Below are 25748 nucleotides of genomic sequence, written 5' to 3' on the forward strand. Positions count from 1 at the left end.
CTTGTATAGCAACTGAAGGGTTGGTTCGGACGGGGTGCAGGGGCTAAATCCCTGGTTGGGGGCTTCGCCCTCACACTCCCTTGTCTCAACTGTTTCAACAGTTACTACAGATGCTCTAGGAGCAATCATTGTAGAAGCGATCGCAATCTGCCGTATTTGAAATATATAGCTTTGGTCAGAAAGCTTAGGACATAGCTAATGACTCAAGCCCTGATTCTGGGAAGCCTTCTGACTTGCCTTCGCCCCATCACGTGTGGCTATGGCTATAGAACATTTAGAGATAAGGCTTTTAGGGTCGGTGTAATCAAGGATTTAACCTCGATTACACCTTTCATCCGTTACCAGCAACCTGTTAGGATGCAATCACCCTTACGCGATCGCGAAGTTGGTGCTGGTGAGGGTTGTAGCCGTCACGTTTTGCAGCGTTGCCAGGGTTACAAAGTTAGTACCGGAACCGCTGCCATCCGCATCGATGCGAACCTGAGTGCTGCTGCCCACTTGCTGTAAGCGAACGTATTGAGTCAGGCGAGCCGACACGCTTGCGCCACTGAACTGGGACTGACGGAAGATAGAGCGCAGGTCAATCACATCCAGAGCCGTTTGGAAGTCAGTGACTGTGTTGGTGCTGCCAGTGAGCCTGTTGCACACAAACATATCACCGCCTGTACCGCCTGTCATGGTATTGTTGCCAGCACCACCGTCGAGGATGTCGAAGCCGTTGCCACCCAACATGCGGTCGTCACCGTTGCCACCCGACAGGAAGTCTCTGCCACCACCACCAGACAAGAAGTCATTGCCGTCATCTCCGTAGAGCATGTCTTGACCGAAGCCCTTGGCACTCACCCCACCAAAGATGCGATCGTTGCCGCCACCACCGCGAATAGTGTTGAACTTAAACTCACCGCGCAACACTTCACCTCGGCTGGTACCAACCCGGCTAACCCCTGCAAACGCTCGATTAATGGTGATGGAGGAGAAGGCAACTCCAGTGCCGTTGATCACAACTGTGATACCGCCAGTACCACCTGTACCGCCTGTGCCACCTGTGCCACCTGTGCCGCCAGTACCACCCGTGCCACCTGTTGAAGGAGCATTCACTTGCCAGCTATCGTTAACAGCTGCTGCCAGTGCGTTGCCTGCTGCGTCAGTGATATCGCTTGTGCCCAAAGACAACTGATAGCTACCAGCAGTGCCTGTCAAACCGCTCAGGTTACCCAATGTCCAGGTGGTGCCACTGTTAGTCAGAGTTGCACCTGCAAGAGACACGGCACTACCACCGCGAGTCAAGCTCAAATCAGCGATATCGAAGTTGTTTACTGCTTCGCTGAACTGAATAGTGATTGAGTTGACAGCTGTCGTACGAGGGTCGGGAGTGACATCAACAATGTCAGCTGTGGGAGCTTGAGTATCAACAACAATTGCTTTGCTACCACCCAGGGAATTGGCTGCACCAGGAGCAGGCAGCGTGGTGCTAATATTCACACCGCTTGCATCGCGAATGGTACCGCCATTGAGTTCCAGAGCAGTCACAGAAGCGTAATCCAAGTCTAGGCTGGTGTCTCCGGCTTGTACTGTGTAGTTGAAGGTCAAGGTGTTGGTGCCAGTGCCGCTCGCATAGGTTGCAAACTGGTCAGTTGCACCTGTTTCCAACAGCAAGCGAGGTGTACCAGTTACGTTCACCAATTGATCAAACGTAACGGTGATAGCGATAACATCACCCGCATTGTAAGCACCATCGACAGCCGTTGAAGAGATACCTGTGAGTTTGGCAGAGGTATTTTCAAAGTAATTGATATTACCTGCCGCTTCGCCGATGTAGGCGTCCAAATCTCCGTCACCATCTGTGTCGGCAAACCGGATCGCACTGCGATCGCCAACATCAATACCATTAAAAGGATTTGCTGTTCCAGTACGAGCTACAAAGGTAGGAGCTGTGCGAGTTCCGGTATTTTCAAAGTAATTGATGTTACCTGCCGCTTCGCCAACGAATGCATCCAGATCACCATCGCGATCGAAGTCAACAAATGTGGGAGTCGAGTTATCGCCCACATCGGTAATCCCTGCAATGGTTTGTGCAGTGAAGGTTGGAGCAACGGGGCTTCCAGTATTACGGAAAAAGTTGACATTACCCGCCGCTTCACCAACGAATGCATCCAAGTCACCATCACCATCGATGTCAACAAACGTTGGAGTTGAATCATCACCCACATCTGGAATTCCAGCCAGGGTCTGTGCAGTGAAAGCTGGAGCAGCAGCACTTCCTGTATTACGGAAGAAGTTGATATTCCCTGCCGCTTCCCCAATGATTGCATCGAGATCACCATCACCATCAACATCTGCAAAGGTGGGAGTTGAATCATCGCCCACATCTGGCAGACCTGCAATGGTTTGTGCGGCGAAAACCGGAGCAGTAACCGTTCCAGTGTTGCGGTAGAAGTTAATATTACCCGCTTCTTCACCAACGATTGCGTCCAAATCGCCATCGCCGTCGATGTCAATCAGTGCAGGAGATGAATTAACACCTACATCCTGCCCATCAAAGGGATTCTGTGCACCAGTGCGTTGAATAAAACCTGCCATGATTAGGGTCTCCTTAGATTACAAACATTTCAAATCGAGCAACGGCTTGTGACCATTGCTTTTGGTGAACCAAGTGAGTGAAGTCACAACGATTGAATCGTTGTAAGGGCAATTTGGGAGGCAATACTGAAAAACCGTTTGTCAGCAAAGAGCGGTGATTTAGTCACGCAAAACCCTACCCCTGCTAGCTATGCAGGCTGTATGCATTAGTGGTGCCGACGTCATAAGAGCTTCAGCTACCTGTAAGCTTTCAACAGAGTTTGAGGGGCTTCCAGTTACTGCTGCCGCGCTTTGTCTTGACTGCAATCAAAAATCTGCCTGACTTCTCTGAACCCAAGCCGTAGGAAAACCTTGCAGTCAGAATCAGAAAACTGCATAGATCAATCGGCTTTACGGTGTGAACTCATGCAATATGAGTTGAAGTGAGAGAACGATGAACTTGCTAATTGACTTAGCAATGGGGAAAACGCGATTTAATCGGTCATAGGCTTTAATTGAATAACCTTGAATCAAGAACTTGATCTACCAGCATCTTTCCAAACCCAGCAACGTGCTTTGCTGCGGTGAAATCTGTCCAATCAATCAGTAGATGCAAACGCTGTAGTGCTTAGTAGGCAAATTCAACTTGTCTTTAACAGCCAATTGCGTAGCTGCTCTACTAATTCAACGGTTGTAAGGCGAGGTAAAAAATTTAACTCGTAGTAGCACTTTGTTAGATGAATGAATTCAATCCTAAAGTCTCTACCTCGATATTTTTACTTACGCAAATACGGAGGTTGAATTAGCTTGAAACTTCCATAAGCATCCAGACAATAGAGTGTAAATGTTTTAAGTTAAGGGAACTCAGAGTATTCACTCAGGCCCCCGATAATTTATTTATACTCATAAGCCAGGTTCAGTGGCACTACGATCTCCGGAACTTCACGTAAACTTGGGATTTTTTCGACCTTTCTCGAAATGTTATGAACTTTACGTAAAAACTCAGTTATTTGACCTGAAGAGTAAATTATTAATGCAGTCTGATGCAGGCATCACTAGGAAATTTTACGTACGCCACTGGGTTTGCTTAGGTTCACTCACTTACACTCACTTATATATATGTGTTGTGTCGCACTCTGATTTAGATTGTGACCCAGTAAGAGGCTGATAAGGGCTAAAGAATTGGTCTGATCAGCAAGAAGGGTAAACTGTCTCGTACCAATTACAATGTGTAGCTCGGTAGTGTTTCAGATCTGTTGCCACTAACCCCCGGCTGTCGCCGTCCCCCTTGGTAAGGGGACTACAGGGGGTCTTACAGAGGTTATCAACAGGTTTGGAACACCACCCATCCTTTATATCAAATTGATATCACTTGCCGATTGGATATCTGCCTTTCCCTAATTTAGGGAAACCTACTGTAAAGGAGGGTTCACCGTATTGTTGCTTTCCTCCGTCTTTAGATAGATCTTGAAGCTAGAGAAAATTCATATTCTTAAGTAGAGGAAGAACCTCAATAAACGCTCCTGCCCCCAAACGATTTGCTTGGGGGTTTCGTCTTTTGTCTAAACCGGGTTGAGATGTCCTGATGGAAGGTGCGATCGCCCGCAAATAGGATTGACGGCACTATTGGCTCTCGTAGTCCGTCACCTAGGGCAACACCATAAGGCAAACACTCTCATGCAAACGGTCGTCAAACGTGTGAATCGGCTTAGTCACTCTCGCTGGAATCACTGTAGATTGACAACAACTCGATTCACCTTGCGATTGATGGTAGTCGCATTTCTGGTTTCTAATTCGATCTCACCGGGTCAGGCACAATCTGTCCCCTCATCTGCTTTACCTGCGGCGACTTCGGCTGTGCAATCAACTGAGGGGTATGTGTTGGGGGTAGGCGATCGCCTGCGAATGGAAATTTATAATGTACCGGAATATAGCGGTGAATACCGAGTGTTAGCGGATGGATCGCTCAACCTGCCGGGTATTGGGGCAGTTTCTGTCCAGGGGTTGACCCTGCAACAAGCGTCTCAAACCATTTCTGGTCGCTACATTGCTGTTTTGCGTCGTCCTGTAGTGACGTTGACGCTGCTAGAGGCACGCCCAATTACGATCGCGATCGCGGGTGAAGTGCGTCGTCCAGGTTCCTATACGGTTCCTTCTGAAACGGGAGTGCCTAATTTAACGCAAGCTCTGCAACTAGCGGGTGGGGTCACGGGAACTGCCAATCTTCGCGAGATTCAGATCCGTCGCCTGCGATCGGCTAACCGGGGTTCAGAGGTGCTCACAGTTGATCTGTGGCAACTGTTGCGGCAGGGCGATTTGCAACAGGATGTGCTCTTGCGAGATGGCGACAGTATTGTCATCCCCACGGCAACGGCAATGGATTTGGAAGAGGCGCGTCAGCTTGCCAGTACTAGTTTTGCCGTTCCTGGTGAGCCAATCCAGGTAGCCGTAGTGGGTCAAGTGAACCGTCCCGGTCCTCATATTTTGACCCCTACCAGTGGCAGCAGTGCTCGCCCTGAAGTGCCAACTGTGACGCAAGCCATTCAAACGGCAGGGGGAATCACACAAACAGCCGACATTCGCAATATCGAAGTCCGTCGGGCTGGATCAGACGGCACCACTCAACGCATTAAAGTCGATTTCTGGAATCTACTAGAGACAGGTGATCTGGCTCAAGACTTGCCGCTGCAACCTGGAGACACGGTTTTCATTCCAACGGCAACCGCTCTCACACCGAGTGAAATTACAGCCCTGGGGGCAGCTAGTTTTGCTGCGAGTGAGATGACAGTTAATGTCGTGGGTGAAGTTGCCCGCCCTGGGGCGATCGCCGTGCGACCTAATACGCCACTAAATCAAGCCATCTTGGCAGCAGGTGGCTTTAATACCCGTGCTCGTCGTGGCACTGTGCAACTCATCCGCCTCAACCCCGATGGCACCGTTTCTCAACAGCGCATTACAGTTGATTTTGCCCAGGGCATTAGTGGCGAAAATAATCCCGCTTTGCGTCCAAATGACACGGTTGTTGTAGGGCGATCGAGCCTGACTCAATTAGGCGACACTCTGGGAACCTTGCTATCACCTGTGACCGGGGTATTTGGTCTGTTCCGTTTATTAGGGTTGTAACTAGAGTTTCGACCAATAATGAGTGGTTAGTGGTTAAGGGTCAATGGACAACTCGCATTGACAACTCACAACGAACAATTGACTGTTGCCAATTAACCACTTGCTTTTTTCCTCCCAAAGACAGTGTACGGTCTTGACAATCGCATGTCACTGTGTAAACAGATAGGCGCGTCAATAAATCTCGTGCTGTAACGAGGAGAATTGTTATGTCTCAATCCTTTAAAGATCAAATTTCTAACGATATTCAAAAAGCAAAAGAAGAAGGAAAACTACGAAGCGATCGCTTGCGAGAAATCGTGAAACTAGCGGTATCGAGTGCGGCATCTGAGTTAAGAGAAGGATCAGGTGAAATTCGCTCACTGGTTAAAGATGCTGTAAGCACAGTTGTTGATGCTCTAAAGGATCGTGGCAGCGAAGCACGAGAAGAAATTACAGCTTCAATTGAAGGGGCGATCGAAGGTATCAGTGCCGGAAGAAGACAGGCGATCGCAAAATCAGAAGTTGAAATGCAGAAGTTGCAAAGTCAAATTGAAAGTCAAGAACAAGAACTGCAAGATGAGATTGATGGTGCTCTAAAAGACATTGAAACAAACAGCAATGGAGCATCCGACAACATCAAAGCTGCAATTCGATCAGCATTGAATAACGTTCAAGATACTGAAGAAGTAGCATTACTTCGCAAACGCTATGCTCAATTGCAAGCTCAAATTGCGGTAGTTAAAGCCAACCTCACGGCTCGTTATGGCGAACGCTACGATGACACCAAAAAGTATCTAGATGATGCTAGAACCTGGTACGCAGAAGCAATGAAACGGGCTGAAAGCGAAACCGACACCAACAAAACTCGTTTGCAAGAAAAACAAGTTGAATTTGAATCAAAAATGAGTCAGGCAGGTACAGCCCTGGCTCGCAAAGAACGTCAAGTGCGTCAATTACTCAAAGATCTGTGGCACACCGTTTCGGATGTGTAACATCAACCCACACAATAGTACTTACAAAATTGGGAAGGGGTTTGGCAATGCCAGACCCCTTTATCGTGTTTAGTTTATGAGAGATTTAGAATGCCTAAAATCAGCACAATCACCATTCCTGCTAAAACCCCGTAGGACATTTTTAGCCAGGTGTATTGCCACAGTGGACGATGAGAACGACGATTCATGTTAACTCTGCTCCTCCGTAGCTGCTTCAGCCTCGATCGCCTCCTGGATAAATAACCTTGCAAGGCGATCGTACATCCCTGCGCCAATATATTGGGGATATTTGTGCGATCGGCTGTAAACCCACACTAACTCATCAAACAGGAAAATACGGATATCTTCGGTTAAGCCTTTACATTGAGGTATCAGAGATTTGGCGGTTTCCAACGCATCTGTCCACCGCTCAAACTCCTGAGAAAAACGGGGCGTCACAACTTTGAACATAGAAATAACGATAAGAATATAAACCTTTACCCAACCCCTTTCAAGGATGGCTACTGTGTATGCACAAGTTCTCTCAATCCCAGCAATATTATGTTTGATCCACCCTGCCCCTCCTTAAAAAGGAGGGGATCGGGCTCAAAGTCCCCCTTAAAAAGGGGGATTTAGGGGGATCGAGTCAGTTTTTAGGCTCCCATGCGAGATCTGTGTACACAGTAGCTTTCCTACGAGGGAAGGGGTTAGGGGTTGGGTTCTTAATGACCTGCTGCGGTCGGCATCCCTAAGATGTCTTCAATTCGAGGCATCTCCTCCAGCGGAATCACTCGTCCCTCATCCTCAAAGCCCGCAATCTGGTCAAAGTTGAGATAGCGATAGAGGTCAGCTGCAAACGGGTCAATCTTAGTCTGGACGATCGCCTGATATTCCTCCACAGTGGGAATGCGTCCCAGCAGCGCACAAACCGCTGCCAACTCCGCTGACCCCAGGTAAACCCGCGCATCCTTGCCCATGCGGTTGTTGAAGTTGCGAGTCGAAGTCGAAAACACTGTCACACCATCGGCGACTCGTGCCTGGTTGCCCATGCAAAGCGAACATCCCGGCATTTCGGTTCTGGCTCCCGCCGCCGCAAAAATGCCATACATGCCCTCTTCCCGCAGTTGTTTTTCATCCATCCGAGTCGGCGGACAGATCCACAGACGCACTTTAACTGGACCTGCTCCTTCCAGAATCTTGGCAGCCGCGCGATAGTGACCAATGTTGGTCATGCAAGAACCGATAAACACCTCGTGAATCGGATCACCCGCGCACTCCGACATCAGCTTGATGTTGTCAGGGTCATTGGGAGCCGCCACCAGAGGTTCCTTAATCGTGTCCAAGTCAACTTCGATGACTTCGGCGTACTCCGCATCGGCATCAGCCTCCATCAGCACCGGATTGGCTAACCACTGCTCCATCTTGGCAATCCGCCGCAGAATCGTACGAGCATCGCCATACCCCCGCGCCACCATATTCTTCATCAGTGCCACGTTCGATCGCAGGTATTCTGCCACAGTGTCCGGGCTGAGTTTGATCGTACAACCTGCACAAGAGCGTTCTGCCGTCGCATCCGTCAACTCAAACGCCTGCTCTAGCTTCAGGTCGGGCAAGCCTTCCATCTCCATAATGCGACCAGAAAAGACGTTCTTTTTGTTTTGCTTCTCAACGGTCAACTGTCCCGACTGAATCGCCACATAGGGAATGGCATTCACCACATCCCGCAGCGTCACACCCGGTTGCAGAGTGCCTTTGAACTTCACCAACACGGACTCTGGCATATCCAATGGCATCACGCCCAACGCTGCCGCAAACGCCACCAGACCAGACCCTGCCGGGAAAGAGATCCCCAACGGGAAGCGGGTATGGGAGTCACCCCCCGTCCCCACTGTGTCGGGCAGCAGCATCCGGTTCAGCCAGGAATGGATAATACCATCCCCCGGACGCAGGGAGACGCCCCCACGCGAGGTGATGAAATCGGGCAAATCTTTGTGGGTTTTGATATCAACGGGTTTGGGATACGCCGCTGTGTGACAGAAGCTCTGCATCACCAGATCCGCACTGAAGCCGAGGCAGGCAAGCTCCTTTAGCTCATCACGGGTCATGGGTCCAGTTGTATCTTGAGAACCAACCGTAGTCATCAATGGCTCACAGGAGGTGCCCGGACGAACCCCCGGCAGACCACAGGCTTTGCCCACCATCTTTTGAGCCAACGTGAAGCCCTTGCCCGTATCAGTTGGAGCCTGTGGACGAATGAACAGGGTGCTGGGTTCTAGCCCCAGAGCCGCACGAGTTTTATCCGTTAAGGTGCGCCCAATCAACAGGGGAATCCGTCCCCCTGAACGCACTTCATCCAAAATTGTGTCGGGTTTGAGGCTAAAGGTGGAGATAACTTCGCCAGATTCGTTTGTAATCTCGCCTTTGTAAGGATGGATGGTGATCACATCCCCAGTTTCTAAATGGGTGACATCGCACTCAATGGGTAGCGCACCAGAGTCTTCAGCGGTGTTGAAGAAGATGGGTGCAATTTTGCCACCGAGGATGTAACCACCCGATCGCTTGTTGGGCACAAAGGGAATGTCTTGCCCGATATGCCACAGCACTGAGTTAATGGCGGATTTGCGAGAGGAACCCGTCCCCACCACATCACCAACATAGGCGACGGGGTGCCCTTTTTGCTTCAGTTGGGCGATCGTGTCCAACCCTCCCGGCATCCGAGTTTCCAGCATCGCCAGCGCATGGAGCGGAATATCGGGGCGAGTCGTGGCGTGAGGAGCCGGAGAGAGATCGTCCGTATTAGTCTCCCCAGGCACTTTAAAGACCGTCACGGTAATGGCTTCGGGCAATTGAGGACGACTGGTAAACCACTCGGCATCTGCCCAGGCTTGCATCACTCGCTGAGCGTAAGGGTTGCCGCTTTCAGCTAACTCCTGCACGTCATGGAAGGCGTCGTAAACCAACAAAATTTTGCTGAGGGAGGTGGCAGCGTGAGTCGCGATCGCCTCATCCGACGAGTGCAACAGGTCAATCAACGACTGCACGTTGTAACCGCCCATCATCGTCCCCAATAGCTCTACCGCATCCTGGGGAGACACAAGGGGACTGGTGGCTTCACCCTTGGCGATCGCCGTTAAAAAGCCAGCTTTCACATAGGCGGCCTGGTCAACCCCTGGAGGAACGCGATCGCGCAACAACATCAGCAGGGTATCTGCCTCTCCAGCAGGGGGATTTTTCAGCAACTCACATAAATCTGACGTTTGTTCCGCTGTCAGGGGTAGCGGGGGAATTCCTAATGCTGCTCGCTCAGCAACATGGTTACGGTAAGCATCCAACATCTTCAAAGGCTCACTAGAGGACGAGACGGTTAATTTTTTGTACTCAGGCTCAATTTTTGCTTTAACGAGTATATTCCTACGGTAACGTGCCGTACAGTTCAATAGCGATCGGACTACAACCCAATCTCTTAGTGCTGCTATTTACAGATCAGGTTTGACAATAAAACCAGGGGGGTGTGAGAGCTAGGCTGTTCCCCCCAAGTCAGGGCTTCCACCCCTGCACCTCAATTCCCACCCTTATTTACGACAAGTTGTACTTAGCAAGAAAGCTCCGTCCACCACTCAGATCAAGATAGGTCAAAAAGCACTCAGTGGAGGGGATCAGGAAACACCATTGCTCTGCTTTCAAGCAAGCCGCGATCGCAAACCACTGATCTCCTTTGTCACAGGGTCATTACAGTCGATTACCCGATCGGTTATGTCAGGTTGGGTAGACAATTAACCAGGGAAACTGAAACGTTGATCAGGGGCGATCGCACTTAAGTATTTAAGATTCAGTATTTCTAACGATAGAACGACTGTACCCATTTACAGGATTGAGGTTATCCCTTCTATTCTGGATATTGGCTGGATAAAACTCTTCTGTACTCAAGGTTTCAATTATTACCAAAACAACTAATTCCAACTCTAAAAAGCAAATTGTAGTCGTAAGAAATATGCAGATTCTTTGCAGATAAAATACAGTTCCTTGATATTTCACTCCAAATTTCAGGATAACGTTTGAATTGATTTGAGTATTTCCTCTGTCTCCGGGGCAGACTCAATTTAGGCGTAAGTTAAAAAGGTAAGTGAACATCAGCATGATGGATCAGTTGATAAGAACTGGCTATGAGGAGCATTAAGTGTTACAAGTTAGGCTGATTAAATCGCGTTCACTTACTAACACAGTTCTGGCTATAGCTGGTTAATCCATCATCAGGACATTACTGTTGGCTCTATTTAGCTCATAAAGGATCAACGAGGATGACGCAACGGAAACGCGCACTAATTACTGGAATCACGGGTCAGGATGGGTCTTATCTCAGTGAACTTTTGATGGAGAAAGGGTATGAAGTTCACGGCATCATTCGTCGAACCTCAACCTTTAACACCGACCGAATTGATCACATCTACGAAGACCCGCACAACGAAGACGCTCGGCTATTTCTGCATTATGGCGACTTAACCGACGGCACGACCCTCCGGCGGATTCTGGAAGAGGTTCAACCCGTTGAAATTTACAACCTGGGGGCGCAATCCCACGTACGGGTTAGCTTTGACTCTCCTGAATACACCGCTGACTCCGTCGGGATGGGGACGCTGCGATTGTTAGAGGCAATCCGCGACTATCAACAGCGCACTGGGATTGAGGTTCGCTTCTATCAAGCCGGTTCCTCAGAAATGTTTGGCAAAGTGCAAGAAGTTCCCCAGAAGGAAACCACTCCCTTCTATCCCCGCAGTCCCTATGCCTGCGCCAAGGTGTATGCTCACTGGCAAACCGTGAACTACCGGGAATCCTACGGCATGTTTGCCTGCAATGGCATCCTGTTTAACCACGAATCACCGCGTCGGGGTGAAACGTTTGTAACTCGCAAGATTACTCGTGCCGTTGCCCGCATCGTCGCAGGTCAACAAAAGAAACTCTACATGGGCAACCTCGACTCCAAACGGGACTGGGGTTATGCCAAAGACTACGTCCGGGCAATGTGGCTCATGCTGCAACAAGATGAACCCGATGACTATGTGGTTGCCACAGGTGAAACCTACACCATCAAACAATTCCTCGATCTGGCGTTTGGCTATGTCAATCTGAACTGGCAAGACTACGTTGAGTTCGATGAGCGATATCTGCGTCCGGCAGAGGTGGATCTACTCATTGGTGATCCCACCAAAGCCAAGCAAAAGCTGGGTTGGGAACCCTCTGTCACCTTTGAACAGTTGGTGACCCTGATGGTAGAAGCCGACCTGAAAGCCTTGGGACTGGTTCCCCTCAATGGACACTCCATTCAAGCCGTCGCAGACATTGCCACGACTCGCCAGAGCACAGGCAGCTTTGCCTCTTAACCGGTGTATTTCCGCTAATGTGTAAGGGCAAGACATCCGAAATGGCTTGACCTACACAGCAATCCTTCTGTAAGGGCGTTTTGCAAAACGCCCCTACCGGATCTGTCGCTCCTTTTCTGGGAATTGGTATTTAGAGTGCTGCCAACACAGGCAGGAACATCACGCAGGAAAAGAACCCCCAACACTATGACTACACAACTAAACCTTGCCGATAAGCGCATCCTGGTTACAGGTGGAGCAGGCTTTCTCGGTCGTCAAGTGGTCGATCAACTATGCAAAGCTGGTGCTGACCCTGCCAAAATTACAGTGCCCCGGTCGCGCGAGTATGATTTGCGCCAGATGGAAAGCTGCAAGCGAGCAGTCGATCAACAGGATGTGGTGATTCACTTGGCGGCGCACGTCGGTGGTATTGGCTTAAACCGCGAAAAGCCTGCTGAGTTGTTTTATGACAACTTGATGATGGGCACTCAGCTCATTCACGCGGCTTACGAGGCAGGCGTTGAGAAATTTACCTGTGTGGGAACGATTTGTGCCTATCCCAAGTTCACCCCCGTCCCCTTCAAGGAAGATGACATTTGGGATGGCTATCCCGAAGAGACAAACGCTCCCTATGGCATTGCCAAAAAAGCCTTGCTGGTGCAGCTTCAGTCATACCGGATGCAGTATGGCTTTGATGGGATTTATCTGTTGCCTGTGAATCTGTATGGACCAGAGGATAACTTTGACCCACGCAGTTCTCATGTCATCCCAGCCCTGATCCGCAAAGTCCACGAAGCCCAAGAGCGGGGAGATAAGCAGATCCCGGTGTGGGGCGATGGCAGTCCGACGCGCGAGTTCCTTTACTCCACCGATGCGGCTCGTGGCATTGTGATGGGTACTCAATCCTACGATGAGCCTGACCCGGTGAACCTGGGCACAGGTTATGAAATCACCATTAAAGACCTGATTCACTTGATTTGTGAACTGATGGGATATGAGGGCGAGATCGTTTGGGAAACCGACAAACCCAACGGGCAACCGCGTCGTTGCTTAGATACGGAGCGTGCCAAGGAGAAGTTTGGTTTTGTCGCAGAGGTTGATTTCAAGCAAGGACTGAAGAACACCATCGATTGGTATCGTCAGCACGCCGCTTAATCCACTGTCCCTAAATCCCTGGTTGCTGTTGATGTCAATTAGACGGGCTGATGCCATTTCAACCAGAAACCGGGGATTTTATGCACCCTTACCCATCAATTGCCCTGTTTTTGGGGATCGGGGTAAGGTAGAATGCCCTGTTGAAGAATATTTTGGCGAATTTGTGAACGCGGCTGACTCTCAACCCAAAAAGGCGGAACTCAGGCGATCGCTGCTAAAGGCAAGACAGGCTCTTCATCCTGATATTTGGCGCGAAAAGAGCGATCGCATTTGTGCTCAGTTGCACAATTGGTCAGTGTTTGCTCAAGCTCGAACCGTTCTCGCTTATTTTAGTTTTCGTCAGGAACCCGACCTCAGCCCTCTCTTCACCCCATCTCGCATTTGGGGGTTTCCCCGTTGCGTTGAAAAAAATATGATGTGGCATCAGTGGGTGCCCACCGTCACAGGTTCCCGCCAATATCCGCTGCAATCGGGGGCATTTGGCATTGTAGAACCCCATCCCTATGCCCCCCAGATCCAACCTGCCGATGTCGATCTGATCCTCGTGCCTGCGGTCGCCTGTGATGTCTGGGGTTATCGCCTGGGCTATGGCGGTGGGTTTTACGATCGCATGTTGAGTTCCCCCCAATGGATTGGCAAACCTACTATCGGCATTGTGTTTGAGTTTGCCCGCTTACCGCGTCTCCCGATCGACCCCTGGGATCGTCCGCTGCAAGGAATTTGTACAGAAGCCGGATTGTTCTTGAAGGAGGAATAGAGAAGAAAGAAAAGAAAAGAGAAGGCTGAAGGATAAAGGATAAGAGGCTAGATCCTCGCTCCTGTTGAAAAGCGGATTCTTCTCAGGAAATACGTTAGAAGCTGAGGATATGACTCCAATGCCTTCAAATCAAAACTTCTTACCGGGCAAGGAGCGGAAGACTTAACAACACCCCATTCAAAGTGGCGATCGCCCCAGTGCCATACCACATCCACTTTGCTGTCGAGCGAGCCATCCAACGGTTGTGAGCAAACAGCCACACCGACAAACCATGCAGGAGGCATCCCCCCAGCGCAACCAGTGTCACATATTGGGCAAGCGTTTGTTCAATACTTCCGGCAAGGGAACCGGGATGTTTGATGTAGAAACTCCACAAATACATGGCGTAGCCTGTCAAAAACAAGACACCACCCGTCAACAGAGCAAGACCGATCGCCAGGATGCTTTTACCAAGGGGCGATCGCTCCGGTAGTGGTGCAACTGGACGTTGTGAGGGGGAGGGGTTTGGAGCCATCGTTTTAAGTCGGGTCACATTTCTGAAGAAGTTTTGGTTAGAGCGTACTCTTCCAAGCCACTAAAGGAATTAGCAACAGCACCCCATTCAAAGCGGCGATCGCCCAGCTACAGTACACCAGCCATTTTCCGGTTGGTCGAGGTATCCAGTGATAGCGAACCAACAGCCAAACAAAACCCCACTCCAGTAAACAGCCTCCAACCGCCATAAAACCAAGATAGGTTGCCGCACGATCGCTGATGTCACCGGGATAGAGGTCAGGATTGGTAATAAAGAAACTGCAAAGGAGCATCATGACAGCCGTTAGGAACAGCACAAACAGGCTCAGTAGGCTGAGGCAGAGCACCAGAATGGTTTTAATTAGGGGCGATCGCTCCGGTGAGGACTCTTGAGACATATTTGGCTGGAGATCTAGGGCTTAACCCATTCGCTAAACTTGTGGATGTAGAAAATTATGACAGCCATGACCGAAAACTATATCTGGGTTGTGACAGATACTCCGCCAACGGGCGATCGCTCGCTTAACCCAGAACCCTCTCAGATCTTCAACTTCTTCGAGAAGTTGAAGATCTCGGCACGAAAAAAAGCTGGAGATCTTGGTGTCGATCGATGCAGAAACCTAATATATACAAGTAGAATGATCGTCATCCGGATCAATTTGCAAAAATTGTGGATGAGGATGCTTCAAAAGTTTTGTTGCCAATAGCCAAACGTTTGAGATCCCCCTAAATCCCCCTTCAAAAGGGGGATTTGAGTCCGCTCTAGAGACTGCATCTAGAAAACCAGTAAACCCACCACTTTACTAACATTCATCAATGGCTAGGGTTGCGCTGCTGATTGGGGTAAGCGAATATGGGTCAGGTTTAAGACCGCTCCCAGCGGCTTCTAACGATGTGGAAGCCCTACAGCAAGTGCTGGAAAATCAGGAGATCGGCGACTTTGACGTGGTCAAGCCCCTGATCAACCCCAGTCAATCGGAGATGGCAGAGGCGATCGAAACCTGGTCAAGCAGCCACACCTCCAATGATCTGGTGCTGCTGTTTTTCTCTGGGCACCGGGTTTATGACGAGCACCACAACCTCTACTTCGCCGCCCGCAACACCTATAAAAACAAGCACAATCACCTGATCAAAGCGTCGGCAGTATCAGCGAACTTTGTCCGCGATTGCTTTGAGCAGAGCCAATCCAGACAACAGGTGGTGATCCTGGATTGGTGTTCTGGCGAGTCATTAAGCAATGAGCGATCGGGCGATCGCCCCGTTTCGGGAATCGCTGCACCCACCAGTGTGGAGCATCAATTTGGAGCCGCAGGGCGCGTTGTCCTACTACCCTCCTCCGATTGGCACTACTCTTTCGTCCAAAAACGCAGCGATCGCTCCCTTTACACCCGCTATCTCGTTGAGGGAATCAGCACTGGAGTTGCCGATCGCAATTTTGATGGCTCTGTTTCAGCGGATGAGTTGCACGAGTACGTTCGCAAGCGAGTCAAAGAAGCGGCTCCAGGCATTGATCCTAAGATTATTCGGTTAAATGAGCAGGATCTCCGCATTGAGATCGCCCGCGTCAAGATTAACGACCCGCAGCGGCACTATCGCCAGGAAGTCGAGAAGTATGCCAGTCAGGGCAAGATCTCTGAAGTCGGACGCACCATTCTTGATACACATCGAGTGCGGTTTGGCTTATCGCCCATTGACGCAGCGGTGATCGAAGAAGAAGTGCTGCAACCCTACCGTGACTACCAAAGCCTGTTAAAACAATATCGCGATGCCGTCGCCCCGATCGAGCAGGAGTACCTCCTCAACGAGGGCATTCACGAACAGCTCAAGACCCTGCAACATTATCTGGGCTTGCGGGATGAGGATGTGGCTCCGATTCAACAAGAAATTGCGGCTAAAGTAGAGGCATATCAGCGGGAATCAAAGCATCGAGAGCGACTGAACCATATTCAGCAATATGGCGAAATTTATGAGGCGATCGCCCGTCGAGAGTATCCTCTAAGCAGTCGCACCGCAACAGAACTGCGGGAACTGCAAGAAGTCCTGGGGTTGCGCGATGAGGATGTGGCTCCGATTCAAGCGGAGATTCACTCCCAACTGGCAGCCCAGGAAGAGGCATATCGCCGCAAGTTGCAACATTATGAGTATGAGTTCACTCAAGCCGTTTCGTTAGGGTTGCCGATCAGCGAGTTCACCCGCGATGGACTCCGGAAGTTTCAACACTCCCTTGAGTTGCGAGATGATGATGTCAACCGAATTGAGCAGCAGGTGATGGAGCAAAACAAAAGCGACGCCGAAGCTTATCAAGAGAAGCTGCAACACTACGAGTTTAAGTTTTCTCAAGAGGTCAACCGAGAGCTGCCGCTCAGTGAGGCGACCCGTGAGGAATTGAAGCAATTTCAGCAGCATTTGGGGCTGCGTGATGAAGACGCTGCCCAGGTCGAGCATCGTGTCATTGGCAAGATTCAAGAGCAAGAAAAAGCCTATCAAAATAAGCTGTCTCTCTATGAGCAGCGGTTTATGCAGGTGGTTAACCTGGAATATCCACCTGGCGAGTTTGCCCGCCATGAACTGCGAAATTTGCAGAAGTCTCTGGGGTTGCGCGAAGCCGATGTGCAGCAGATTGAACGAGCCGCATCTGCTTCACGGCAGGCAGAATTTCTCGCTAAACAGCAAGAACAAAAAGAGCAAAAAGAGCAACAACCGAAGGAAGTCCTGGAACCACCTGTCACCGTTATTCAGACCCCAGCCGCAGACGCTTCTGTTGCGCCGCCACCACAGACTTCCCCCGCTTCGATTGCCCCCGTTGCTCCACCCGCTCCACCTGCACCCCCAACCCCACCACCTGCACCCGCACCTGTTGCCGCTCCGAGCACTTCGCAACTGCTGCCTTCGGAAAGGGGCATTTCCTACACTCGGCTGAACGAATTGTTGCAGGCGAAGAATTGGCGGGAAGCCGATGAGGAAACCCTAGCCCTGATGCTCAAAGCCACCGGACGGGAAAAGGCGGGATGGCTCGATCGCACTGCATTAGAAAGCTTTCCCTGTGTAGATCTGCACACGATTGACCAACTCTGGCTTGAGCACAGCGGAGGACGCTTTGGCTTCAGCGTGCAACACCGGATCTATCGGGAAATTCCCAAAGGGGATGCGGCTCTATTTGGCGATCGCATCGGTTGGTGGCATCCCAAAATGCGAATCTTTTTGCCCTACAGCAGCTTAAAATTTAACCCGCAGGCTCCGGAAGGACACCTCCCCGCTTTCTGGTTCTGGAAAATTCCAGTGGCGGAGTCGTTGCGCTCGTGGGGTCTGGCACCGGGGCGAGGCGGGTGTGCCACTGATAGTTGGATGTTGGCAACGCTGATGCGCCGCATGGAAAATTGCCCTCAATAAGGGTGTATTTAGTGATTGGGGAACTGAACCCGGCGAATGAATTCGCAGCGATTGGAGCAACGTCCGCTGACGCGGTCTGAGGTTTTGAACCAACGCAGGCAGTTTTTGTGCTGGTAGCTGCGGTTTTAACCGCCACTCCCCTAACTGTCAGATGCACCCCTCAGTAATGCCCTGAATCCTAACGTTTAGTGGCGATCGCCCCATTTGCCACAGTCCCCAAAATACAATTGTATTGGGGATAAACCCAACGTCTCATACCAGGAGAAACTGTATGAGGACTCATTCCAGGACAACCGCTACAACGTCCATCCGGAATGTCGGGGTGATCAAACACTTCAAAGATATTTACCCCGGTGGCGCAGGCTCCAACCCTAGAGGATTTATCCAGTGGGGCGATCGCTTCTACTTCAGTGCCAACGACCCCCGGCATGGCTCAGAACTCTGGATCAGCGATGGCACACCCAGCGGAACTCATTTGCTCCAAGATATCTACCCCGGTGTGGGCAGCTCCTATCCCGTCGAGTTGACGCAGTTGGGTGACAAGTTCTATTTCAGTGCCACTGATAGCTGGCATGGGCAGGAATTGTGGCGAAGTGACGGAACCGCGATCGGAACCCAGCTATTTCAGGATTTGAATCCGTCTGGATCGACTGCCGGAAGTTCCACTATGGGGGCTTTTGTGGCAGTTGGGGATAAGCTCTATTTCAGTGCCTCCGTCAATGGAGTCAGTCCCGTGACCAATCTGTGGGTCACGGATGGCACAACCACTGGAACGCGATTGATGGTGAGCGGCAACGCTACATCTATTCCAAGACCATTGACTGCTTTTGGAGGCAACCTCTATTTCACGGATCTGTACAGCTTTGGGGCGATCGCTCCCACTACCGATACGATTCTGTGGAGCAAACCCATTCAGTTCGCCTCAACCCCCGTTGAGTTTCGAGGCAAGCTCTATTTCAGTGGTCATGACAGTGTGTATGGCGACGAAGTTTGGGTGAGTGATGGCACTGCCGAGGGGACTCAACTGCTCAAGGACATTAGCCCTTTGCATGCGAGTCCATCCGGCTTCACTGGGATGGGTGACAGGCTGTATTTCAGGGCAAATGACGGGGTTCATGGCAGCGAACTGTGGAGCACCGACGGCACTGCTCCGGGAACCCAACTCGTTCAAGACATCAACTCCGATGACAGTTCCTTACCTGCAAATTTCGTAGAGTTTGGTGGCAGGCTCTTTTTCAGTGCAACTGGAAGCCTGAACAACCGGGAATTGTGGGTGAGCGACGGCACGGCAGCAGGGACACGCCTCTTCAAAGACATTAACCCGACCCTCGTTGACCTGGACAGGACTGGAAACCTCACCAACAGTAGTTCAGATCCAGACTCGTTTATCCCATTCAACGGCAAACTCTATTTCGCCGCTGATGATGGCACGCATGGTCGAGAACTGTGGGTCACGGATGGCACCCCAACCGGAACGCGGATGCTTCAGGACATCAACCCCGGTCGCAATAGTTCCAATCCAGCCAATTTCGTATCGTTTGGCGGCAGGCTCTATTTTGAGGCAACCGATGGTTTTCACGGGGCTGAACTGTGGGTTCTCGATCCGGCAGGTGAAACCATTACAGGAACACCCAGACGCGATGTGTTGGATGGCAAAGCGGGAGATGATACCCTTTTGGGTTTAGGTGGCAACGACACTCTTGTCGGCGGCATCGGTGAAGACACCCTGGATGGCAGCACAGGCAACGATATATTACTGGCTGGCAATGGGGACGATCGCCTCTATGGCAACACAGGCAACGATCGCCTCTGGGGTGGCAATGGTCAAGATCTTCTTGCAGGTGGGGCGGGATACAACGTGTTAGTGGGCAACCAGGAACGCGATACCTTTGTTCTGCATCGGCAGGGATTTGCCCTAATTCGTGACTTTGAGGTGGGGAGCGATCGCCTCAGTTTACCCAGAGGATTTCGTCTGGGTAGCTTGGAGATTGGGCAACAGGGCAATGCCTCCGTTTTGGAATGGGGCGATCGCCCTTTAGCCAAACTTTTGGGCGTTCTGCCGTCAGAGTTGCGAGCCAAGTCTTTTGTCTAATGCCATTTCTATAAATTTCGGCTACCTATCCATGCCTCTGTAGGGGTGGTTTGCGAAATTGCTGCTTGCAAATATACTACGTCTATACTACAATTCGTAGTCTAGGACTTTTATGTGCGTGGATAATTTCTGAGGGTGGAATGTTGGTGGCGAGCTTATTCGCATTCACCACTGCCCATCTGAACTTGTGGAGTGAGATAGATATTCTGCCCACTGAACGGTGTAACCTCTAGTATTCATATCAATCGCAATCATCAACCCCTTGTAAAAGATCACCACCGGGCATGAAATTAATGCTGCTTTGACATCCGATCGCCCCTAAACACTGGAATTCCAGTTGCTCAAGAGATGTCACACTCAAGCGATTCCACAGCTTGGGTCAATTTGTGTGCCTTGTTGTGCACACATCTGAGTTGTCGAGTGATCCCTTGATCCTCACAACCGCATATATCTGACCCCACCGTTTCTTTGCCGGGGTCTTCAGGGAGGCAAATCGCATGGCAACGTTTCGAGATATAGTTCGCTATTTTTGGGCATACCGAGCGATCGCCCTGTTGAGTATCGCCGCCAGTAGTTTATTTGAAATCATCGATCTGATCGTCCCTTATGCGATCGGGCAAATTTTGAATGTCGTCTCCAATCAACCCGTTGATGGGGTATTGCAATACCTGACCAATGGCGTTGCGGCTCTGCTGCATGTGGAATCGGGGCGATCGCTTTCAATTGCCGTGTTGCTGGGTCTCATCTTTATCGTCACCGTCGTTCGTGCTCCCATCCAACCGTGGATTGGAGTTTGGTTTCACTGGGATATCGCCCTGCGTGCCCGTCGTGACCATACCGGACGGACGATCGCCAAAATTTTGACCCTGCCGTTGGAGTTTTACGACGAGAACAACCCCGGTCGGATTGCCGGACGGGTGGCTAGAGGGTTGTCAAACCACACCTGGACGTATCCTGAAATCGCTGGACAGTTGTTTCCTAAAATCTTCCGCATTCTCGGCATTTTCGTCGTGATCTGGTTAATCGAATGGCGCATTGCCCTGCTGTTTTTAGCATCCTTCGCCTTTATTCTCACGTTCACCTTGCGGAAGCTAAAACACCTGACCGACAAGGAAGAAGTGCTCGATCGCTATATGGAAAACACCGAGAGCCGCACCTCGGAAATCATCACCAACATCAAAACTGTCAAAGCGTTTGCCACGGAAACCGCCGAACTCAAGCGGCAACAACAGCGGCTTCAGCGCGAGTTTACCTTTGTCGATTACCGCATTCACCGGGGTTACGTGATGCTGTTTACCTGGCAACGCACGTTTATTCAAGCTTGCGTGTTCGGCATTTTGGGACTGACGCTGTGGGCAACCCTGAGCGGTCAGATCTCACTGGGGCATTTCATCACGACGCTCACCGTGTCCAGTATGGCGTACTCTGAGCTAGAGCCGATCAGTGCTCTGGCAGAAGTCTTTGCCCGTCGCTATGCCTCGATGTTGCGGTTCCACGAGTTCATGCAGTTGCCCAGTGGCACCGATGCTGCTGTGCTCGACCATCCAGAGGGAACACCGCAGTATCAATTCACCGGAAAAGTGCATTTTGAGAACCTTAGCTTTGGTTACGATCGCGATCGCCCCGTCCTACAAAACATCAACCTGTTGATTGAGCCTAACCAAACGGTGGCACTGGTGGGTCGATCCGGTTCCGGTAAATCAACGCTGGTAAAACTGCTGTTCCGCTACTTTGAGCCGCAGTCAGGACGCATCCTCATGGATGGGCAGGATGTGCGATCGCTGGATGTGACGGGTTATCGTCGGCGATTGGCGATCGTCCACCAGGAAGTAGACGTGTTTAACGGCACGCTGCTCGACAACCTCACCTACGGCAACCCCCACGCCACTCCAGAGGAAATCGAGTCTGCCTGTGCGATCGCCCGTGTGGATGAGTTCGTTCGTCTGTTGCCCCAGGGCTATAAAACCATCGTCGGGGAACGGGGGGTGCGCCTTTCTGGCGGTCAGCGACAGCGATTGGGCATTGCCCGCGCCCTGTTGGTGAATCCGGATGTGCTGGTGTTTGACGAAGCCACCTCTAGCCTTGACTACGAATCGGAGCGATCGATTCAACTGGCGATGCGGAGCATTCTCGGCACGCGCACAACCATCATCATCGCTCACCGACTCAGCACCGTTCGAGAAGCTGACAAAATCGTGGTGCTCGACAAAGGGCACATCCTGGAAGTCGGTAGCCACGAAGAGTTGCTGGCGCATGGCGGCATCTATCACCGTCTACACGCCTTGCAGGAAACAGGTGAGTTGCTGGGATGATGGTAAGGGAGTGATGGGGTAAGGGGGTGACAGAGTCATTCATCATTCGTCTGCTACTCCCCACTCCCCTTCCAGTGAACTTCTACAAAATTCGTTCAAGTTTTTCTGTAAAACAACCTGAATTGATCCACACCCTGTGTTAACATTATTAATCGTGGATAAGGCGGGTCGGTGCCCGAGTGGTTAATGGGGGCGGACTGTAAATCCGCTGGCTACGCCTACGCTGGTTCAAATCCAGCCCGGCCCATCCACGCGAGTGTCGTGAATTTTGAATTTTGAGTGGTTTATCCTTACTCAAAATTCAAAGTTCAACACTCAAAGCTAATCAGTTGCCCGTGTGGCTCAGTGGTAGAGCACACCCTTGGTAAGGGTGAGGTCACGAGTTCAATCCTCGTCACGGGCTTAGTCATACATTTGTTATTCATGCATTCAATCTACTCAGATGGCATCTTCGAGCGATCGCCCCTTGGAGAAATCAGGTATTCCCTTTTGTCGTTAACTTTTCACTGTAAAGTTTCAGTAAAGTAAATCCAGCTTGAGTTAAAGACTCTATCAAGTTTTCATATTTTTAGAGCAAATTGTGATTGCACAAACCCCTAGATTTCTAAATTTCGTACCAGAATGAGCACCGTTTGACACTTCATCAATTGGTGCTTCTCGAATGAAAAAATCGTTTTTAGGTCTTTCCGCTGCCACCAGTTTGGGTGTCCTTGCTTCGTTTGGCATCGGTGTACCTCAAGCTGATGCTGCTCTGCTAGTCGGTAATACGCGGGGCAATAATGTCCTTATTTTTGATGAACGCAGTGGTACTTTTGGGGGTGAATTCATTCCCGCAGGCACAGGTGGGTTGCAAGATCCGGATGACCTGACCTTCGGTCCAGATGGCAATTTATACATCACGAGTGGGAGTGCAACTTCTGGTGCAATTCTCAAGTTTGATGGCGAAACGGGTGAGTTTTTAGGCAGATTTGACCAAGGGGGAACACTGCTTCGTCCCTATGGTTTAGCGTTTGGTCCCGACAACAAGGTCTATGTCAGTAGCTTTCTCACAGACGAAATTCTGCGGTATGACGCGGTGACTGGAGAGTTTATTGATGTATTTGCATCCGGTGCAGGCACGGTTAATGGGTTAAACGGTCCCAATGACCTGCTGTTTGGAGCAGATGGTAGTCTCTTTGTCACTACTCAGGGCAGCGTGAGAGGGAGCTTCAGTGTCTTTTATGAAAGCCAGGTGTTGAAATATGACATTGCTACAGGGGCATCTAGCGTGTTTGTGCCACAGCCCGAACCATCCCCAGAGAGTTTTGGCTTTGTCAGCTTCTTAGGGCTCACTTTTGGTCCCGATGGTGATCTGTTTACCAGCGATTTTGCCAATGGCATTCGTCGTTACGATGAAATCACAGGTGAGCTAATAGACACGATTTCAACCAACTATACGGGTACGATTCCCAGTAACAACTTCATTGGTAATTTGACCTTTGACCCAAACAACATTCTCTATTCCGTTGGGTTTGACTTCACTCAAGGTAATCAGGGAGCTATTTTGCGCTTTGATGGCGAAACAGGAGATCCGCTACCATCCGATGGGCAGAGCAGTTCTGTCTTTGTGCCAACCAACCCTCTGTTAAGACGACCCATCGGGATTGCCTATTCACCTATTGTTGTTCCTGAGCCAGGACTGGCGATCGCCCTTCTGGTTTTGGGTGCGGCAGGGGTTGCATCCCGAACTAAACGCGATCGCTCTAACTCTTAAATCGAGTTTTGCTTGATGCTTAATCCCTGGAATCTTGAAGATTTCGGGGATTATAGCCGCAGCCACATTTGATGGGGCGGAGGCGAGTCAGAAAGCTACCTGGAATCAGGGTTTGAGTTGTAGCCTTTGTCCTAAGTTCTGTGATTCACAGATAGGGTTTGGAAATAAAACCAGGGGGGGTATGGGAGCTTCGCCCCCAGTCAGGGGTTCCACCCCTGCACCCCGAATTCCCACCCCTATTTACGACGAGTTGTACTAAGCTTTCTGACCAAAGCTATATCCCTGGTTTTGCATCTAAAGGATTAACCAAAGCATTTCAACCAGAAAGTGTGATCCAATGGAAATTATTTTTTGTAGATCTTTGATTATTTCTAAGTCAGAATGAATTGGTGAATTGAGGGATGATTGAATGAGCCAGTTTTTGACTGATGCTACCGCAGTAGCTGTTATGACCGGAGCGACTGCACTCTTAGCAGGTCTTGTTAGCTCTACCCCTCAAGACTCTTCTGCGAGATACCAGTGTGATCAACTCATAGAAGTGGCTAACAGAGCAGTAACTGAGGTGCAAGCCATTGTAACTAATGCTGACCCCCAAGATATCAACGCAATGACGCAAATCGCAGAAGTCGCAGAACAAGCTAGAGAATCAATGGAAGCTCTAGAACTTCCTGATGAGACTCTGCAAGGGTTGCAGCAACGGTTTGTGACAATGTATAGCGAGACAGGTTCGGCATCTCGTGCTCTTGCAACTGCTGTGAATGCCAACAACAATCAAGATGCAGAAAACGCTTATCAAGCTCTAAGAAGTGCCACCGATGCTGAAGCTCCTTTAGTTCGAGATGTGAATGCATATTGTGATGCATTCCCTGCAACTGATTCTTAAATGATGTATTAAACGAGTCTTAAATGAAGCGATAGCTCTGAAAGAGGCGATCGCTTATTCTGTGGGTGACGGTAAGGTAGAAGAGAAGAAGCATAGGGGAGCTAACAGCAGGAGGACGTGCAATATGAATGTATATGAGCGTCTAAAGGCAAAGCGAGAAGAGATTTTAGGCACAGCGGCAAAGCATGGTGCTTACAATGTCCGTGTTTTTGGCTCAGTCGCACGAGGAGAAGCCGACTCAGCAAGTGACGTTGATTTCCTGGTAGATATGGAGTCAGGACGCAGCTTGCTTGACCTCGGCGGATTGCTGATGGAATTGCAAGAGTTATTAGGTTGTGAGGTCGATGTTGTCACCGAAAAGGGACTACGCCAAAGAATCCGTGAACGAGTCCTTAATGAAGCGATACCCCTATGAGAGACGATCGCGAAAAGCTGCAAGACATTCTGGAGGCAATTGAACGCATCGATCGCTACGCTGTACAGGGAAGACAGGCATTTGAGCAAAACAAACATGGTTCATTCAAAACTTCAAATCATTGGTGAAGCATCTCGTGCCCTCTCTTCAACGATTAGAGATCAACATCCAGAAATACCCTGGACAAAGATGATCGGAATGCGAAACATTTTGACTCACAACTATTTTGAGATTGACTTTAGATATCGTTTGGGCTGTTGTAGAGCAAGAGCTACCAAATCTCAAGCAAGAGATAGAAGCTATTCTGCGATCGCTCTAGACGTTTGTAGCGATCGCCCAAAAAAGATCTCCAACTTCTTGAAGAAGTTGGAGATCTAGTTCTTTTAACGGGATTGTAAATTAGATTGTGTCAAAGGTCAGAAATGAGATCTAATGAACTACTAGACCCGAGACACTCGTACTATGACTTTTCGACCTGAACTCCTCGAT

The 25748-nt window shown here is 50.2% G+C and carries 17 protein-coding genes, 2 tRNA genes and 1 pseudogene; 15 read left to right on the forward strand and 5 right to left on the reverse strand.

The features are described from left to right. Window positions 1–369: 369 nt before the first annotated feature. A complete protein-coding gene (locus H6G89_RS26850) occupies window positions 370–2580 on the reverse strand; it encodes an FG-GAP-like repeat-containing protein (protein WP_190512389.1) in 2211 nt (736 codons plus the stop codon). A gap of 1716 nt (window positions 2581–4296) precedes the next feature. On the opposite strand from H6G89_RS26850, the gene H6G89_RS26855 reads away from it, so the two are divergent. Then, window positions 4297–5682, forward strand: coding sequence for a polysaccharide biosynthesis/export family protein (locus H6G89_RS26855; protein WP_242060135.1), 1386 nt, complete (start codon window positions 4297–4299; stop codon window positions 5680–5682). 206 nt (window positions 5683–5888) lie between these two features. Continuing rightward, complete coding sequence (locus H6G89_RS26860; RefSeq protein ID WP_190512393.1) at window positions 5889–6653, forward strand: histidine kinase; 765 nt, start codon at window positions 5889–5891, stop codon at window positions 6651–6653. 189 nt (window positions 6654–6842) lie between these two features. Here H6G89_RS26860 and H6G89_RS26865 read toward each other — a convergent pair whose 3' ends face one another. Both H6G89_RS26865 and acnB read right to left on the reverse strand, forming a co-directional pair. Further along, the gene (locus H6G89_RS26865; protein ID WP_190512395.1) at window positions 6843–7103 is read right to left on the reverse strand and encodes a hypothetical protein; all 261 of its coding nucleotides are present in this window, start codon (window positions 7101–7103) and stop codon (window positions 6843–6845) included. Window positions 7104–7354: 251 nt separating this feature from the next. Beyond that, the gene (gene acnB / locus H6G89_RS26870; RefSeq protein WP_190512397.1) at window positions 7355–9967 is read right to left on the reverse strand and encodes a bifunctional aconitate hydratase 2/2-methylisocitrate dehydratase; all 2613 of its coding nucleotides are present in this window, start codon (window positions 9965–9967) and stop codon (window positions 7355–7357) included. Window positions 9968–10930: 963 nt separating this feature from the next. Between acnB and gmd the strand changes: the two genes are divergently transcribed. The 3 genes from gmd (at window position 10931) to H6G89_RS26885 (ending at window position 13901) form a co-directional block, all read left to right on the forward strand. Then, window positions 10931–12010 (forward strand): GDP-mannose 4,6-dehydratase, encoded by a 1080-nt coding sequence (gmd, locus tag H6G89_RS26875; protein WP_190512399.1) that lies wholly within the window; start codon window positions 10931–10933, stop codon window positions 12008–12010. 186 nt (window positions 12011–12196) lie between these two features. Next, entirely contained in the window at window positions 12197–13144 is a 948-nt protein-coding gene (locus H6G89_RS26880; RefSeq protein WP_190512401.1) for a GDP-L-fucose synthase family protein, read from the forward strand. Window positions 13145–13175: 31 nt separating this feature from the next. Then, window positions 13176–13901 (forward strand): 5-formyltetrahydrofolate cyclo-ligase, encoded by a 726-nt coding sequence (locus tag H6G89_RS26885; protein ID WP_190512403.1) that lies wholly within the window; start codon window positions 13176–13178, stop codon window positions 13899–13901. 139 nt (window positions 13902–14040) lie between these two features. On the opposite strand, the gene H6G89_RS26890 is transcribed toward H6G89_RS26885, so the two are convergent. Together H6G89_RS26890 and H6G89_RS26895 are read right to left on the reverse strand one after the other, a co-directional pair. Further along, window positions 14041–14415 carry a hypothetical protein gene (locus tag H6G89_RS26890; protein ID WP_190512405.1) on the reverse strand — a complete coding sequence of 125 codons (375 nt, stop codon included), beginning with the start codon at window positions 14413–14415 and terminating at the stop codon, window positions 14041–14043. A gap of 37 nt (window positions 14416–14452) precedes the next feature. Beyond that, window positions 14453–14812 (reverse strand): hypothetical protein, encoded by a 360-nt coding sequence (locus tag H6G89_RS26895; protein WP_190512407.1) that lies wholly within the window; start codon window positions 14810–14812, stop codon window positions 14453–14455. A gap of 418 nt (window positions 14813–15230) precedes the next feature. Here H6G89_RS26895 and H6G89_RS26900 point away from each other — a divergent pair, with 418 nt between their 5' ends. The 10 genes and pseudogenes from H6G89_RS26900 to H6G89_RS35265 all read left to right on the forward strand — a co-directional run. Continuing rightward, window positions 15231–17804 (forward strand): GUN4 domain-containing protein, encoded by a 2574-nt coding sequence (locus H6G89_RS26900; protein WP_190512409.1) that lies wholly within the window; start codon window positions 15231–15233, stop codon window positions 17802–17804. A gap of 271 nt (window positions 17805–18075) precedes the next feature. Continuing rightward, window positions 18076–19896 (forward strand): ELWxxDGT repeat protein, encoded by a 1821-nt coding sequence (locus H6G89_RS26905; protein ID WP_190512411.1) that lies wholly within the window; start codon window positions 18076–18078, stop codon window positions 19894–19896. A gap of 497 nt (window positions 19897–20393) precedes the next feature. After that, on the forward strand, window positions 20394–22208 hold the full coding sequence (locus H6G89_RS26910) for an ABC transporter ATP-binding protein (RefSeq protein ID WP_190512413.1): 1815 nt from the start codon (window positions 20394–20396) through the stop codon (window positions 22206–22208). Window positions 22209–22373: 165 nt separating this feature from the next. Continuing rightward, window positions 22374–22455, forward strand: a tRNA-Tyr gene (locus H6G89_RS26915). A gap of 84 nt (window positions 22456–22539) precedes the next feature. After that, window positions 22540–22611 (forward strand) — tRNA-Thr (locus H6G89_RS26920). Window positions 22612–22869: 258 nt separating this feature from the next. Next, a complete protein-coding gene (locus H6G89_RS26925; RefSeq protein ID WP_190512415.1) occupies window positions 22870–23961 on the forward strand; it encodes a Vgb family protein in 1092 nt (363 codons plus the stop codon). A 409-nt stretch (window positions 23962–24370) separates the two neighbouring features. Further along, window positions 24371–24844 (forward strand): hypothetical protein, encoded by a 474-nt coding sequence (locus tag H6G89_RS26930; RefSeq protein WP_190512417.1) that lies wholly within the window; start codon window positions 24371–24373, stop codon window positions 24842–24844. Window positions 24845–24968: 124 nt separating this feature from the next. Further along, a complete protein-coding gene (locus H6G89_RS26935; RefSeq protein WP_190512419.1) occupies window positions 24969–25259 on the forward strand; it encodes a nucleotidyltransferase family protein in 291 nt (96 codons plus the stop codon). Next, window positions 25256–25387, forward strand: coding sequence for a hypothetical protein (locus H6G89_RS35910; protein WP_255519515.1), 132 nt, complete (start codon window positions 25256–25258; stop codon window positions 25385–25387). Before H6G89_RS26935 ends, H6G89_RS35910 begins: the two co-directional genes overlap by 4 nt. Further along, window positions 25356–25439, forward strand: a pseudogene (locus H6G89_RS35265) (hypothetical protein); the annotation flags it as partial. The gene H6G89_RS35910 and the pseudogene H6G89_RS35265, both read left to right, overlap by 32 nt. Window positions 25440–25748 lie beyond the last annotated feature (309 nt).

The sequence above is a fragment of the Oscillatoria sp. FACHB-1407 genome (assembly GCF_014697545.1).
Classification (GTDB): Bacteria; Cyanobacteriota; Cyanobacteriia; order Elainellales; family Elainellaceae; genus FACHB-1407.

Coding starts and splice junctions, on each gene's coding strand:
- H6G89_RS26850 (WP_190512389.1), bottom strand. CDS start 2,580: ATGGCAGGTTTTATTCAACGCACTGGTGCACAGAATCCCTTTGATGGG.
- H6G89_RS26860 (WP_190512393.1), top strand. CDS start 5,889: ATGTCTCAATCCTTTAAAGATCAAATTTCTAACGATATTCAAAAAGCA.
- H6G89_RS26865 (WP_190512395.1), bottom strand. CDS start 7,103: ATGTTCAAAGTTGTGACGCCCCGTTTTTCTCAGGAGTTTGAGCGGTGG.
- acnB (WP_190512397.1), bottom strand. CDS start 9,967: ATGTTGGATGCTTACCGTAACCATGTTGCTGAGCGAGCAGCATTAGGA.
- gmd (WP_190512399.1), top strand. CDS start 10,931: ATGACGCAACGGAAACGCGCACTAATTACTGGAATCACGGGTCAGGAT.
- H6G89_RS26880 (WP_190512401.1), top strand. CDS start 12,197: ATGACTACACAACTAAACCTTGCCGATAAGCGCATCCTGGTTACAGGT.
- H6G89_RS26885 (WP_190512403.1), top strand. CDS start 13,176: ATGTCAATTAGACGGGCTGATGCCATTTCAACCAGAAACCGGGGATTT.
- H6G89_RS26890 (WP_190512405.1), bottom strand. CDS start 14,415: ATGGCTCCAAACCCCTCCCCCTCACAACGTCCAGTTGCACCACTACCG.
- H6G89_RS26895 (WP_190512407.1), bottom strand. CDS start 14,812: ATGTCTCAAGAGTCCTCACCGGAGCGATCGCCCCTAATTAAAACCATT.
- H6G89_RS26900 (WP_190512409.1), top strand. CDS start 15,231: ATGGCTAGGGTTGCGCTGCTGATTGGGGTAAGCGAATATGGGTCAGGT.
- H6G89_RS26905 (WP_190512411.1), top strand. CDS start 18,076: ATGAGGACTCATTCCAGGACAACCGCTACAACGTCCATCCGGAATGTC.
- H6G89_RS26910 (WP_190512413.1), top strand. CDS start 20,394: ATGGCAACGTTTCGAGATATAGTTCGCTATTTTTGGGCATACCGAGCG.
- H6G89_RS26925 (WP_190512415.1), top strand. CDS start 22,870: ATGAAAAAATCGTTTTTAGGTCTTTCCGCTGCCACCAGTTTGGGTGTC.
- H6G89_RS26930 (WP_190512417.1), top strand. CDS start 24,371: ATGAGCCAGTTTTTGACTGATGCTACCGCAGTAGCTGTTATGACCGGA.
- H6G89_RS26935 (WP_190512419.1), top strand. CDS start 24,969: ATGAATGTATATGAGCGTCTAAAGGCAAAGCGAGAAGAGATTTTAGGC.
- H6G89_RS35910 (WP_255519515.1), top strand. CDS start 25,256: ATGAGAGACGATCGCGAAAAGCTGCAAGACATTCTGGAGGCAATTGAA.